General features: G+C 62.1%; 11 protein-coding genes. 8 read left to right on the top strand and 3 right to left on the bottom strand.

Annotation, left to right across the window (positions count from 1 at the left end; all coding sequences use genetic code 11):
- Positions 1-62: 62 nt before the first annotated feature.
- Together CYG48_RS12015 and CYG48_RS12010 are read right to left on the bottom strand one after the other, a co-directional pair.
- The gene (locus tag CYG48_RS12015) at positions 63-1,430 is read right to left on the bottom strand and encodes an FAD-containing oxidoreductase (protein WP_118850602.1); all 1,368 of its coding nucleotides are present in this window, start codon (positions 1,428-1,430) and stop codon (positions 63-65) included.
- Positions 1,427-1,906: a DUF4126 family protein gene (locus tag CYG48_RS12010; protein ID WP_118850601.1), complete on the bottom strand. Its 480-nt coding sequence runs from the start codon at positions 1,904-1,906 to the stop codon at positions 1,427-1,429. Before CYG48_RS12010 ends, CYG48_RS12015 begins: the two co-directional genes overlap by 4 nt.
- Before the next feature lie 188 nt (positions 1,907-2,094).
- On the opposite strand from CYG48_RS12010, the gene CYG48_RS12005 reads away from it, so the two are divergent.
- The 5 genes from CYG48_RS12005 to CYG48_RS11985 all read left to right on the top strand — a co-directional run bounded on the left by CYG48_RS12005 (position 2,095) and on the right by CYG48_RS11985 (position 8,619).
- Positions 2,095-3,921 (top strand): sensor histidine kinase, encoded by a 1,827-nt coding sequence (locus CYG48_RS12005; protein WP_445304303.1) that lies wholly within the window; start codon positions 2,095-2,097, stop codon positions 3,919-3,921.
- Positions 3,918-5,291, top strand: coding sequence for a sigma-54-dependent transcriptional regulator (locus tag CYG48_RS12000; RefSeq protein WP_118850600.1), 1,374 nt, complete (start codon positions 3,918-3,920; stop codon positions 5,289-5,291). Before CYG48_RS12005 ends, CYG48_RS12000 begins: the two co-directional genes overlap by 4 nt.
- Positions 5,292-5,510: 219 nt before the next feature.
- Positions 5,511-6,494 (top strand): tripartite tricarboxylate transporter substrate-binding protein, encoded by a 984-nt coding sequence (locus tag CYG48_RS11995; RefSeq protein ID WP_118850599.1) that lies wholly within the window; start codon positions 5,511-5,513, stop codon positions 6,492-6,494.
- Positions 6,495-6,639: 145 nt separating this feature from the next.
- Complete coding sequence (locus CYG48_RS11990; protein ID WP_118850598.1) at positions 6,640-7,101, top strand: tripartite tricarboxylate transporter TctB family protein; 462 nt, start codon at positions 6,640-6,642, stop codon at positions 7,099-7,101.
- Between the two features lie 12 nt (positions 7,102-7,113).
- Entirely contained in the window at positions 7,114-8,619 is a 1,506-nt protein-coding gene (locus CYG48_RS11985; RefSeq protein WP_118850597.1) for a tripartite tricarboxylate transporter permease, read from the top strand.
- Between the two features lie 18 nt (positions 8,620-8,637).
- Here CYG48_RS11985 and CYG48_RS11980 read toward each other — a convergent pair whose 3' ends face one another.
- A complete protein-coding gene (locus CYG48_RS11980; RefSeq protein WP_118851628.1) occupies positions 8,638-9,684 on the bottom strand; it encodes a LacI family transcriptional regulator in 1,047 nt (348 codons plus the stop codon).
- Positions 9,685-9,938: 254 nt separating this feature from the next.
- Here CYG48_RS11980 and CYG48_RS11975 point away from each other — a divergent pair, with 254 nt between their 5' ends.
- From CYG48_RS11975 to CYG48_RS11965, 3 genes are all read left to right on the top strand, one after another.
- On the top strand, positions 9,939-11,195 hold the full coding sequence (locus CYG48_RS11975) for an ABC transporter substrate-binding protein (RefSeq protein WP_118850596.1): 1,257 nt from the start codon (positions 9,939-9,941) through the stop codon (positions 11,193-11,195).
- A 95-nt stretch (positions 11,196-11,290) separates the two neighbouring features.
- A complete protein-coding gene (locus CYG48_RS11970; protein ID WP_199925292.1) occupies positions 11,291-12,217 on the top strand; it encodes a carbohydrate ABC transporter permease in 927 nt (308 codons plus the stop codon).
- Complete coding sequence (locus CYG48_RS11965) at positions 12,214-13,095, top strand: carbohydrate ABC transporter permease (protein WP_118850595.1); 882 nt, start codon at positions 12,214-12,216, stop codon at positions 13,093-13,095. The genes CYG48_RS11970 and CYG48_RS11965 overlap by 4 nt, the downstream gene beginning before the upstream one ends.
- Positions 13,096-13,097 lie beyond the last annotated feature (2 nt).

Raw genomic sequence — 13,097 nt, 5'->3', positions numbered from 1 at the left:
ACCACAGCCGTTGGTCCCTTTCACTTCTACCGGGAATGGCTGGAGGACCTGTTAACGCGACGTCAGGCGGGTTGCATGCCGAGGATCACCGTCGGCCAGAGCTCCGAGACCGTCGGATGGATGGGCACGGCCCAGCGCAACTGGTCGTATGTTGCGCCGGCATTCATCATGTCGAGCACGCCGTGGATCGACTCGTCGCCTCCTGTGCCGAGAATTGCCGCACCGAGGATTTCGCGCGTATCAGCATCGGCAACGATCTTCATGAAGCCCTGCGTCTCGCCTTTTTCGACTGCGCGACCGACGCGCTCCATCGGCCGTGTCCCAACCAGCACCTTCCTGCCGGCCTTGCGCGCCTGGGTCTCGCTCATGCCAACGCGCCCGAGCGGCGGATCGATGTAGAGCGCATAACCGAGCACCCGGTCGGATACCTTGCGTTCCTCACCATCGAAGAGGTTGGCGGCGACGATCTCGAAATCGTTATAGGCGGTGTGGGTGAAGGCGCCCTTGCCGTTGCAGTCGCCAAGCGCCCAGATGCCGGGGACATTGGTGGCGAGGTAGTCGTCGACCTTGATATGTCCACGATCATCGGTTTCGACGCCCGCCTTGTCGAGATCAAGGTCATCGGTGTTCGGGCGGCGACCGACGGCGAGCAGGATGTCCGAGCCGATCACGTCTGGCGTGCCGGCGCTGACAAGGACGGCCACGCCATTACCGTGTTTTCGGAAACGGATGTCATCGGCGCCAGTGCGGATGGTGATGCCTTCCGCCTCCAGGATGCTCCGGATCGCCTGCGAAATGTCCTCGTCCTCGCGCGAGACAAGCCGCGGCCCCTTCTCGATCACCGTCACCTGCGCCCCGAAGCGGCGGTACATCTGCGCAAATTCAAGCCCGATATAGCTGCCGCCGATCACCACCAGGTGTTCCGGCACCCGGTCGAGCACCACGATGTCGCTGTTGGTCATGTAGGGTACGCCATGGATACCCGGGAAATCCGGGATGATCGCCCGGCCGCCGACATTGAGGAAGATCTGCGGTGCGGTGAGCCGTTCATCGCCGACGCGCACCGTGTTCTTGTCCTCGAAGCGCGCGTGGCCGCGGATCAAGGTGCAGTTCGGCATGCCGTCCAGCCAGCTTTCGTTGCTCTGGCGCGAGTCGAGCGTGACCTTGTGCGACCGGCGCATCACCGCCGGCATGTCGACCTTCACCGGGCTCTCGAGCACGACGCCATAATCCCGGCTGCGGCGCGCCAGATGGGCGGCATAGGCGCTCGCCACCAGCGTCTTGGTCGGTTTGCAGCCGGTGTTCACGCAGGTCCCGCCGACATGCTTGCGCTCGATGATGGCAACGGTCTTGCCGGCATCGTTGAAGCGGCCGGCGAGCGGTGGTCCGGCCTGGCCGGCACCGATGATGATCGCGTCGAAGTTTTTCATGTGACAGCCGTCATGGTGGGTAGGGCAGAGACGATGAGATAGGCGCCGATGATGGCAATGGCATCCTCGATGAAAGCGGCCGGCGGATCCTTGCCGAAGCTCGCCGCCAGCCGGGCGCGTATGGCCGCCCCGCCATAGGTGCCGATTGTCGCGCCGATGACGCCGGCGATGAGGCAACCGATCCAGGCGCCGTGGGGGATGCCGATTGCCGCACCGGTCAGTGCGCCCATGACGAGCCGGGCGGCAAGCTGCGGAGGAACGGTGCGGCTTGGGGTGGATGGAAGCTGGTCCGTCACCAGTTCGGCCAGCGTCAGGATGGTAAGGATGCCGACGGCCCAGACGGAGCCGAGAAAGGCAAGCCAGGAGCCGGAAAGATCAAGCCAGCCGAGATAGGCTGCCCAGGCAATTGCTGCGGGCGCCGTCATGGCGCGAAGACCGGCAACCACGCCGATCAGAAGTGCAAGCAGGTAGATCACGAGACACTCCCACGGTTGAGCGCGGATCGCACTCTGGCGGCGATTGCTGGATCGAATGCCTGATCTGCCGCCAAGTCAAGCCTGCGGCCACCGCCGCCGGTTGTGTGCTTCGCCAAGATTCGATGGCCTTCATCAAAGCAAGCTTCTAAAATGGAGCACGAAGAACGGTCGGGAAGGAGCCTCACCAATTGAAGTTGCGTCTGCTGCTGGCGCTGGCGATAGCCCTTGCGATCGGTCTGGCTTTGACGTTCAAGGGCAGCGCGGTGGTTGGGCGCATCTACATGAAAGAGGCGACCACCCAGGCCGCCACGACGCTTCGGCTTGCCGTTGCGGCGCTTGACGGGCACCTGAAGCGCTACGAGGCGCTTCCGGCGCTGATCGCCAGCCAGAACAACATTGAGGCGCTTGTTTTCGACCCGAAGAACGAGGGCCTGCGCGCCCGCACAAATGCCTATCTGAAGGAGATCAACGCGCTGCTGACCTCCTCGGACATCTATGTGATGACGATGGACGGGCAGACGATCGCCGCCAGCAACTATGACTCGCCCGTTTCCTTCATCGGCGAGAACTTCATCTACCGCCCGTATTTCCAGGATGCCGCACAAGGCCGGCAGTCGCGCTTTTATGCGCTCGGCACCACCTCCTCGAAGCGCGGTTACTATTTCGGCTCGCCGATATTGGTCGACGGGGTGATCCGCGGCGTCATCGTCTTCAAGGTCGATATCGATCTGATCGAAGACAGCTGGAAGGGCACGGATGACCGGATCTTCGTATCGGATCCGGAAGGCATCATCTTCATGACCGGCAGTCCGGAATGGCTCTATTCCAGCATCAATCCGCTGACGCCGGAGCGCATTGCCCGCACCGAAGCCTCGCGGCGGTATGCCGATGCCAAGCTTCGGGAACTACCGTTCCAGCCCGGTACCTATGCCGGCCATGATGTCGTGAAGATCAAGGACGAGGGCAAGGAGCAGGAATACCTGATCCTCTCGCAGCCGATGCCGGAAGCGGGCTGGACGGTGAACGTGCTGATGAACACTGCGCCGGTACGGATACAGGCCAATACCACTGTCATCGCCGTCATCCTGACGCTGTGCCTTGCAGGCCTTGCGATCGCGATCGTGTTGCAGCGTCGCATGCGGCTCGCCGAGCGCATGCAGTTGCAGGCGGAAGCGCGCAACGAGCTGGAGCGCCGGGTCGTGGAGCGCACCGCCGATCTGGCGCGGGTCAACAGCCGCATCAAGGAAGAGATTGCCGAGCGGCGCCTGACGGAGCAGCGGTTGCGCCAGACCCAGGCCGATCTCATCCAGGCCGGCAAGCTTGCGGGGCTTGGGCAGATGTCGGCGGCCCTCTCGCATGAGCTCAACCAGCCGCTCGCGGCCGTGAAAACGTATGCCGAAACCACCAGCGTGCTGATCGACCGGGGGCGCATCGAGGAGGCGAGCGACAACCTTCGCCGCATCTCGGCCCTGATCGACCGAATGGCGTCGATCAGCAAGCACCTGCGCAACTTCGCCCGCAAGCCGAACGAGAAGCTCGGTCCTGTGTCGGTCGCCGATGTGCTGCGCGATACGCTTGAGATTGTTGACGCCCGCCTCAAGGCAGCCGATGCGAAGCTTGAAACCGAGATTGCACCCGGCGTACCGGCGGTGAAGGCGGGCGCGGTGCGGCTGCAGCAGGTGCTGGTCAACATCATCACAAATGCGGCAGATGCCGTGGAGGGCCTGGAAGACCGTCGCATCACCTTCACCGCCAGCGCAAACGGCAACAAGGTCGTGTTGTCGGTGCGCGACCGCGGGCCCGGCGTGCCATCGGCCATCCATGGGCGCATCTTCGATCCCTTCTTCACGACAAAGGGCGTCGGCAAGGGGCTGGGGCTCGGTCTTTCGATATCCTACAACATCGTCAAGGATTTCGGGGGCAGCCTTTCTGTCGCCGATCATCCGGAGGGCGGCGCGGTGTTCTTGATTGAGCTGGATGTCGCTGACGACAATCTTCTGGAGGCAGCAGAGTGAATACGCAGCGGGTTCTCTTGGTCGATGACGAGGAGGAACTGCGTCGCTCGACGGCGCAGGCGCTCGAACTCTTCGGCCTCGATGTCCAGACCTTCTCCAATGCCGATCATGTACTCGAGCTTGCTGGCTTCGGTTTCGACGGCGTGGTCGTCAGCGACATTCGCATGCCGGGCATGGATGGCATGACGCTGATGCAGAAGATCCGCGAGCTGGACCCGGAGCTTCCGGTGATCCTGGTGACGGGTCATGGCGACGTGCAACTGGCGGTCAAAGCCATGCGCGAGGGCGCCTATGACTTCCTCGAAAAACCGTTCACGCCGCAGCATCTCGCCGGCATCATCCGTCGCGCGCTCGATCGGCGCGGTCTGATCCTGGAAAACCGCAGGCTGCGCGCCGTTGCCGGCAAGCGCGACGATCTCGAAACGCGCCTTCCAGGCCGTACCCAGGTGATGGTCGACCTGCGCTACCGCATTCGGGCAATTGGTGCTGCCGATGCCGATACTCTGGTCATTGGGCCAACCGGCGCCGGCAAGGAGGTCGTGGCCCGCGCGCTGCACGATATCAGTCCGCGCGCCAACCGGCCGTTTATCGCCATCAATTGCGCCGCCCTTCCAGAAAACCTGATCGAGAGCGAGTTGTTCGGGCACGAGGCCGGGGCTTTTCCGGGCGCTTTGCGACCGCGTTTCGGCAAGTTCGAGCACGGCCGCGGCGGAACGATCCTGCTCGACGAGATCGGCTCCATGCCCTTCGACCTGCAGGCGAAGTTCCTGCGCGTGCTGCAGGAGAGGGTAATCACCCGGCTCGGTTCCAACGAGAGCGTGCCTCTGGATGTCCGGTTCATTGCGACCAGCAAGGTGGATCTTGAGGCCGAAGTGGCCGCAGGCCGCTTCCGTGCCGATCTCTTCTACCGGTTGAATGTGGCGACCATCCACGTGCCCTCACTGGCGCAGCGTCGACCGGATATTCCGCTGCTGTTTCTCCAGCTGGTGCGCGAAGCGGCGGCCCGCTACGGTCGCGAAGATACGGATGTATCCGCCGAGATCATTTCCGCCGTCGCCCATCGCGACTGGCCGGGCAATGTCCGCGAACTGCGCAATGCCGCAGACCGTCTGGTGCTGGGGCTCGACATGGGCCCAGGGGATCAACCCGCGGTGCCGAAGGAAGGGGCAGGGCGGCTCGCCGACAAGGTCGCCGCCTTCGAGCGGAGCCTGATTGCCGGCGAGATCGCTGCGCATGGCGGGGCGCTCAAGCCCGTCTATGAGTCACTCGGCATCTCGCGCAAGACGCTCTACGAGAAGATGCAGAAATACGGGCTCGACAAGAAGATGTTGGGTTTCGATACACTTCTGCAGGATGAGCGGGACGTTTGATCCGCGGGCGCTGATACTGCGGATGGGTGGAAATCCACACATCGATTGCTCGTGTTGTTTCTGAATCCACCCATGCCGCTACTTTAAACCTTAACAAATTGCTGCCGAAGGTTCGCGTTGCGGTTGCCTGCCGTTTCGCGCTCGCCGCAAATGGGGCCGAGGCTGGCGCCGGAGGAGACTTGGCGTCGGCTGAGCCGTGATTTCATCTTGGAGGAACCGATGAAAATTCTGAACGCCGTCCTTGGCGCGACTGCACTTGCTGCCGTTTCCCTTGTTTCCACCATTGCTCAGGCTGCCGGTTATCCCGAGCGCCAGATCACCATGGTCGTTCCGTTCGCCGCTGGCGGTCCAACGGATACCGTTGCCCGCCTGGTGGCCGAGTCCATGTCGAAGACGCTTGGCCAGCAGATCGTGGTGGAAAACGTCGGTGGCGCCGGCGGTACGCTCGGTGCGGCTCGCGTCGCCAATGCGGACGCGGACGGATACACCGTTCTCCTGCACCATATCGGCATGGCGACCAGCGACACGCTGTACCGCAAGCTGCCTTATGAGACGCTGAACGCCTTCGAATATGTCGGTCTCGTCACCGAGGTTCCGATGACGCTGCTGGCTCGCAAGGACATGGAAGCCAACGATCTTGCGGGCCTTATCGAATATGCCAAGGCCAACAAGGACAAGGTCACCGTCGCCAACGCCGGCATCGGCGCTGCCTCGCATCTTTGCGGCATGCTGTTCATGAGCGCCATCGAGACGCCTCTCGTCACCGTTCCCTACAAGGGCACGGGCCCGGCCATGACCGATCTTCTCGGCGGCCAGGTCGACATCATGTGCGACCAGACGACCAACACCACCAAGCAGATCCAAGGCGGCACCGTTAAGGCTTACGCCGTGACCTCGCCGGAGCGTCTCGAGATCCTCAAGGACCTGCCGACCGTCAAGGAAGCCGGCCTGCCGCAGATGGAAGTTGGCATCTGGCACGGCGTTTATGCGCCGAAGGGCACGCCGAAGGAAGCTGTCGACAAGCTGAGCGAAGCCCTCAAGGTCGCGCTCAAGGACAACAACGTGTCGACGCGCTTTGCAGAACTCGGCACCGCGCCGTCGCCGGAAAGCGATGCCACCCCGGAGGCGCTGAAGGCAAAGCTTGAAAGCGAAATCGCCCGCTGGAAGCCGGTGATCGAAGCTGCCGGCCAGTACGCCGACTAAACGACCTGAAAATACTTCACCCTGACCCTCTCCCCGCCTGCGGGGAGGGGGCCTGCCTTGCCCATCTTTTGCGACCGGCCTTCATCGTCGCGGCAGTTGGATCAGGGCAGGTTCCGATACCCTCTCCACACTCCCGGGAGACAACATGAATTCCCTTCGATTTGACATGGCCAACCTTCTTTGCGGGTTGCTGCTCATCGCCACGGGCATCTTCTTTGCCCTGGAATCGCTAGATCTTGAGCTTGGAACAGCATTGCGCATGGGCCCCGGCTATTTCCCCTTCATTCTTGCCTGTGCCCTGATGTTGTTCGGTGCGATCATCCTCGTCCAGGCGTTCCGCGCCGAAGGAGAGCCGATCGGCCCGATCGCCATCCGCGGCATGCTTTTCATCCTGCCGGCACCGATCATCTTCGGCCTGATCCTGCGCGGCATGGGCTTCGTGCCCTCGATCTTCCTGACCGCCTTGTTCGCCTCCTTCGCGTCGCAACGCATGACGCCGCTTTATGCAGTGCTGCTCTCGGCCGGTCTGACGATCTTCTCGCTGCTCGTCTTCGTTTACGGTCTTAACCTGCCGTTCCGCGCATTCGGGCCCTGGCTCGGCTTTTAGGATTATTGAGCCATGGATCTTTTCAACAATCTCGCGCTCGGCTTTGCCACAGCGTCTTCCATTGAGAACCTGTTCTTCTGCCTGATCGGCGTCATCCTTGGTACGCTGATCGGCGTGCTTCCGGGCATCGGCGCTACGGCGACGATCGCCATGCTGTTGCCGATCACCTTCCAGCTGGAGCCGGTTTCCTCGCTCATCATGCTTGCCGGCATCTACTACGGTGCCCAGTATGGCGGCTCGACGACCGCCATCCTCATCAACATGCCTGGCGAATCCTCGTCCGCGGTGACCGCCATCGACGGCTACCAGATGGCCCGCAAGGGCAAGGCGGGCTCGGCGCTTGCGATTGCCGCCATCGGCTCCTTCTTCGCCGGCACGGTTTCGACCTTCCTGGTCGCAATCTTTGCGCCGCCGCTGACGGAAGTCGCGCTCAAGTTTGGCGCCGCCGAATACTTCTCGCTGATGGTCGTCGGCCTCGTTTCCTCCATTGCGCTGGCGCACGGCTCGATCGTCAAGGCGCTGGCCATGGTGGCGCTCGGGCTTCTGCTTGGCCTCGTCGGCACCGACATCTACACCGGCACGGCGCGCTTCACGCTGGGTGTGCGTGAATATGCCGACGGCCTGAATTTCGTCGCGGTCGCGGTGGGCGTCTTCGGTATCGCCGAAATCCTGCGAAACCTTGAAAGCGAAAAGACCCGCTCGATCCTGATGGCCAAGGTCACCGGCCTTCTTCCATCAAAGGAAGATTTCAGGGCAATGATTGCGCCGGTGCTGCGCGGCACGGCGATCGGATCGGTCCTCGGCATCCTGCCGGGCGGCGGCGCCATCCTTGCGTCCTTCGCCTCCTACACGGTTGAGAAGAAGATCTCGGATCATCCGGAAGAGTTCGGTAGAGGCGCGGTGGCAGGTGTCGCGGGTCCAGAATCGGCCAACAACGCCGGCGCCCAGACCTCGTTCATTCCGCTTCTTACCCTCGGCATCCCGGCAAACCCGGTCATGGCCTTGATGATCGGCGCGATGATCATCCAGGGCATCGTGCCGGGCCCGAACGTCGCAAGCGAACAGCCGGCGCTGTTCTGGGGCATCATTGCCTCCATGTGGATCGGCAACCTGATGCTCGTGGTGCTCAACCTGCCGCTGATCGGGCTTTGGGTGAAACTCCTGACGATCCCGTATTACGTTCTCTTCCCGATCATCATGACCTTCTGCGCGATCGGGGTCTACAGCGTCAATTCCAACGTCTACGACCTCTATTCCGTCGCCTTCTTCGGTCTCATCGGATACGTGCTGGCGAAGCTGCGTTGCGAGCCCGCACCGCTGCTCCTCGGCTTCGTGCTGGGTCCGCTCCTGGAAGAAAACCTGCGGCGCGCCATGATCCTGTCGCGCGGCGACCCGATGACCTTCATCAACCGCCCGATCAGCGCCGGCCTGCTGATCTGCGCGGCGCTCGTTCTGGTCATCGTCTTCCTGCCGAGCGTGAAGAAGAAGCGCGCCGAAGTCTTCGTCGAAGAAGACTGAGAGACAACCTCAGGCACTTCAGAGCGTCTGGAGTGCCTGAAGTTCACCCACCGGTACCGGCCCGCCGATCCGTTTCAGAAGCAGCCGGCCCATCAGAAGTCCGGCTTCAGACAGATCCTCATAGATCGTTTCCACCCGCGGCCGAACCTGGTCGAACAGGCCGGATGTCTGCTTTGCCACCAGGTGCACGTCGCGGCCGAGTTCGAGATCGTGGTCATAGGCAGAGGCCATCACCGCCATCGCCGAGACTTCCCCGCCACAGACGAACCCATCGGGCCGGTCCGCCTGGGCCATCTGCTTGTAGACATAGTCGCGGATTGCATCCGACTTGCTGTCGAGCGTTACGTCCTTTGCAATCTCGAACCGCACTCCTTCCTCGCGCACAGCGGTCATGAAGCCGTGGCGCATGTGCTGGGCGAAGGTGAACCGGTCCGGCGGCAGGATGATCGACAGCTTGGTTGCGCCGGACGCGATCAGCCTGCGCGCCGCATGATAGGCGAAGGCGTAGTTGTCGTAGTCGACATAAGGATGCGCGGTCGCAAGCTCGGTGCGCCCATGGCAGATGAACGGAAAATCATGCTCCACCAGCAGTTTGACCCGCTCGTCGGCCGGCTCTGTACGCGTGAAGATGATCCCGTCCGCCATGCGGTTGCGCATGATATGGCGCACCGGATCGATCGCCGGCGTGTCGGAAAAATGCGGCGTGATGACAAGGTGGTAGGGCGTGCCACGCAGCGCCTCGCTCAAGCCGTCGATGATCGAGGTGGCGTAGCCCAGGATTTCCTCGTGCGGATCGAGCACGAGGCTGATGACGTTGGTGCGCCCGGTGCGCAGGCGCTGCGCTGCCCGGTCCGGCATGTAACCGATCTCTTCGGCCACCTGGCGCACCCGCATGCGGGTTTCCAGCGCGATCTGCGGCGCGTCCGCCAGTGCGCGTGACACGGTGGTCACCGCGAGCCCTGTCAGCTCGGCGATTGTCTTCAAGGTTGGTTTCGCACCGGCGCGATCGGCGGATCGCTCCCGGCTCGCCCGCCGACCTCGTTCCCCCAGGTCATCCAGCGACATCTTTCCCTCCACTGCCTCTTTTTCCCGCAGCTTCGAAATCTGTATCGTTGTAAATGATCGAAAATGCATCAACTATTTTTTCAGTGCATGCGAAATCCTGCCCTCCGGCGGTCGTAGATCCATTGCAAAACATAGCCTTAAGCCTTACGCCCGCCTGTGGAAGAATATTGTGCAGTCGGGTTGACACCGGCAACGTTTATATCGTTATAAATCGCCAGTTCCGGAGAGGAGCCCGGACACATAGGGAGAATCTGATGAAGATTTCAAAGATTGCCAAACTCGCCGCTGGTGCGGCACTCATCGCCATGACGGCTGGTGCCGTTAAGGCCCAGGAACAGGTTGAAGTCCTGCACTGGTGGACGTCTGGCGGCGAAGCTGCCGCGCTCAACGTGCTCAAGGAAAACCTGCAGAAGCAGGGCGTCACCTGGAAGGACATGCCGGTTGCCGGCGGCGCTGGTTCTGCTGCCATGACCGCGCTTCGCGCTCGCGTCACCGCAGGTGACCCGCCGACCGCCGTCCAGTTGCTCGGTTTCGACCTGAAGGACTGGGCCGAGATGGGCGTTGCCGCCAACCTGAACGAACTGGCCGAGAAGGAAGGCTGGGACAAGGTCATCCCGGCTGCCCTGCAGGACTTTTCGAAGTATGACGGCAACTGGATTGCCGCTCCGGTCAACATTCACTCCACCAACTGGCTGTGGATCAACAAGGCTGCCCTCGACAAGGCTGGCGGCAAGGTTCCGACCAACATCGACGAGCTGATCGCCATGCTCGACGCCTTTAAGGAGCAGGGCCTGACGGCGCTCGCCCATGGTGGCGTTCCGTGGCAGGATGGCACGCTCTGGGAAGCCGTGGTTCTGTCCACCGGCGGTCCGGAATTCTACAAGAAGGCCGTTCTCGAAGCCGATCCGGCTGCCCTGTCGGGTGAAGAGATGAAGAAGGTCTTCGACACCATGTCGAAGCTTCGCACCTATTTCGACCAGAACTTCTCCGGTCGCGAATGGAACCTCTCCACCGCCATGGTCATCGAAGGCAAGGCTGGCGCCCAGCAGATGGGTGACTGGTCCAAGGGAGAATGGCTGCGCGCCGACAAGAAGCCGGGCACCGACTTCGTCTGCATCCGCTTCCCCGGAACGCAGGGCTCGGTCCTGTTCAACGCCGACCAGTTCATGATGTTCGACGTTGGTGGCGAGGCTGAAAAGGCACAGATGAAGATGGCATCCGCCGTCGAAGATCCGGCCTTCCAGATCGCCTTCAACACGGTGAAGGGCTCCGTGCCCGCCCGTACCGACATCTCCGACGAAAAGTTCGACGATTGCGGCAAGAAGGGCATGAAGGACCTGGCGGAAGCTTCGTCCAACGGCACGCTGATGGGCTCGCTCGCCCATGGTTACGCCCAGCCGGCCGCCATCAAGGAAGCCATGCTCGACGTCATCACGCAGCACCTCAACGGCCAGCTCACCACCGAGGCTGCCCTGAAGCGCCTGCCGGAAGCCGTCGCGGCCGCCAAGTAAGTGGCGGACACTTCGCTCTGACATTGGAGTGGCCGGAACCCGTTTCCGGCCACTTTTGAAATTCCACCTTCTTTCGGATGTTGCCGGAGGTCATGATGACGACAATCGAGCCGGCTCCGGTCGTGGTGCCGCAAAGGCAAGGCCGCAGCTTCGCAGATGGATTGCGCAACGCGCTGCCGAAGATCGTGCTTGCACCCTCCTTCGCCGTGATCCTCGTATTCGTCTACGGGTTCATCCTCTGGACGATCACCCTTTCCCTGACGACATCCCGCATCCTGCCCGTCTACAAATGGGGCGGGTTCGACGCCTATTATCGCCTGTGGTCGCAGCCGAACTGGTATGTCGCCATGCAGAACCTGGCGATCTTCGGCATCCTCTACATCGTGCTCTGCACCGCGATCGGCCTGTTCATCGCGATCCTGATGGACCAGCGCATCCGTGCCGAAGGCGTGTTGCGGCCGATCTTCCTGTATCCGATGGCGCTGTCCTTCGTGGTTACCGGTACGGCCTGGAAATGGTTCCTCAACCCGGGCCTCGGCCTTGAGCACACCATGCGCAACCTTGGCTGGGAGAGTTTCACCTTCGACTGGCTGGTGAACCCGGACATGGCGATCTACACGATCGTGATCGCCGGCGTCTGGCAGGCGTCAGGCTTCGTGATGGCGATGTTCCTGGCCGGGCTGCGTGGCATTGACGGCGAGATCATTCGCGCCGCACAGATCGATGGTGCCTCGACGGTCGCGATCTATCGCCGGATCATCATCCCGATGCTGCGGCCGATCTTCCTGTCCGCCTTCATCGTGCTCGCGCACATGGCCATCAAGTCCTATGACCTGGTAATTGCGCTGACCGGTGGCGGCCCGGGCAATGCAACCGAGCTGCCGTCCACCTTCATGTATTCCTACACGTTCAACCGCAACCAGATGAACGTCGGTTCGGCCAGCGCCGTGATGATGCTGATGGGCATCACCGCAATCATCGTGCCTTACCTGTATTCGGAACTGCGGGAGAAGAAGCAATGAGTGCTGCCACCGAAACCGTCAGCGCCGGCTCGGCCCGCGCCGCTCGTTATTTCATCTACGGCACGCTTATCGTGCTGGCGCTCGTCTATCTGCTGCCGCTCTACGTGATGCTGACAACGTCGCTGAAGTCGCTCGAGGAAATCCGCGGTGGCGACATGCTGGCACTGCCGCGCGACCCTTCGGCCGCAGCCTGGGTGAAGGCCTGGGGCGAGGCCTGCATCGGTGTCTCCTGCGCCGGCATCAAGGGCTACTTCTGGAACTCCATCAAGATGGTGATCCCGGCCGTTCTCATCTCGACGCTGCTTGGCGCGCTGAACGGCTACGTGCTCACCAAATGGCGCTTCCCGGGACACAAGATCGTCTTCGGCATGATGCTGTTTGCCTGCTTCATCCCGTTTCAGGCGGTTCTCATCCCGATGGCGCGGCTGCTCGGCCTGATGGGTCTTTCGGGTACGACAACCGGCCTCGTCATGGTCCACGTCATCTATGGCCTCGGGTTCACAACGCTGTTCTTCCGCAATTACTACGAGGCGTTTCCGGACGAGCTCATCAAGGCGGCCATGATGGACGGCGCGGGCTTCTTCCGGATCTTCTGGCGCATCCTGCTGCCGACGTCCGGCCCGATCATCGTCGTCACCATCATCTACCAGTTCACCAATATCTGGAACGACTTCCTGTTCGGGGTTTCCTTCTCGGGCGGCGCGTCCTCGCCGATGACGGTGGCGCTCAACAACCTCGTTTCCTCTTCCACCGGCGTGAAGGAATATAACGTCGACATGGCTGCCGCGATCTTCGCCGCCCTGCCGACCCTCTTCGTTTACGTCGTCGCCGGACGCTATTTCGTGCGTGGCCTCATGGCCGGCGCCGTCAAGGGATAACC

This window comes from Neorhizobium sp. SOG26, from assembly GCF_003491345.1.
Classification (GTDB): Bacteria; Pseudomonadota; Alphaproteobacteria; order Rhizobiales; family Rhizobiaceae; genus Neorhizobium; species Neorhizobium turbinariae.
Note: the sequence above shows the minus strand (reverse complement) of the source record. Positions and strands in the feature narration are given on the sequence as shown.

Excerpts from the sequence above, each read along its gene's own strand:
- CYG48_RS12015 (WP_118850602.1), bottom strand. The coding sequence starts at position 1,430 with ATGAAAAACTTCGACGCGATCATCATCGGTGCCGGCCAGGCCGGACCA.
- CYG48_RS11995 (WP_118850599.1), top strand. The coding sequence starts at position 5,511 with ATGAAAATTCTGAACGCCGTCCTTGGCGCGACTGCACTTGCTGCCGTT.
- CYG48_RS11990 (WP_118850598.1), top strand. The coding sequence starts at position 6,640 with ATGAATTCCCTTCGATTTGACATGGCCAACCTTCTTTGCGGGTTGCTG.
- CYG48_RS11985 (WP_118850597.1), top strand. The coding sequence starts at position 7,114 with ATGGATCTTTTCAACAATCTCGCGCTCGGCTTTGCCACAGCGTCTTCC.
- CYG48_RS11980 (WP_118851628.1), bottom strand. The coding sequence starts at position 9,684 with ATGTCGCTGGATGACCTGGGGGAACGAGGTCGGCGGGCGAGCCGGGAG.
- CYG48_RS11975 (WP_118850596.1), top strand. The coding sequence starts at position 9,939 with ATGAAGATTTCAAAGATTGCCAAACTCGCCGCTGGTGCGGCACTCATC.
- CYG48_RS11970 (WP_199925292.1), top strand. The coding sequence starts at position 11,291 with ATGACGACAATCGAGCCGGCTCCGGTCGTGGTGCCGCAAAGGCAAGGC.
- CYG48_RS11965 (WP_118850595.1), top strand. The coding sequence starts at position 12,214 with ATGAGTGCTGCCACCGAAACCGTCAGCGCCGGCTCGGCCCGCGCCGCT.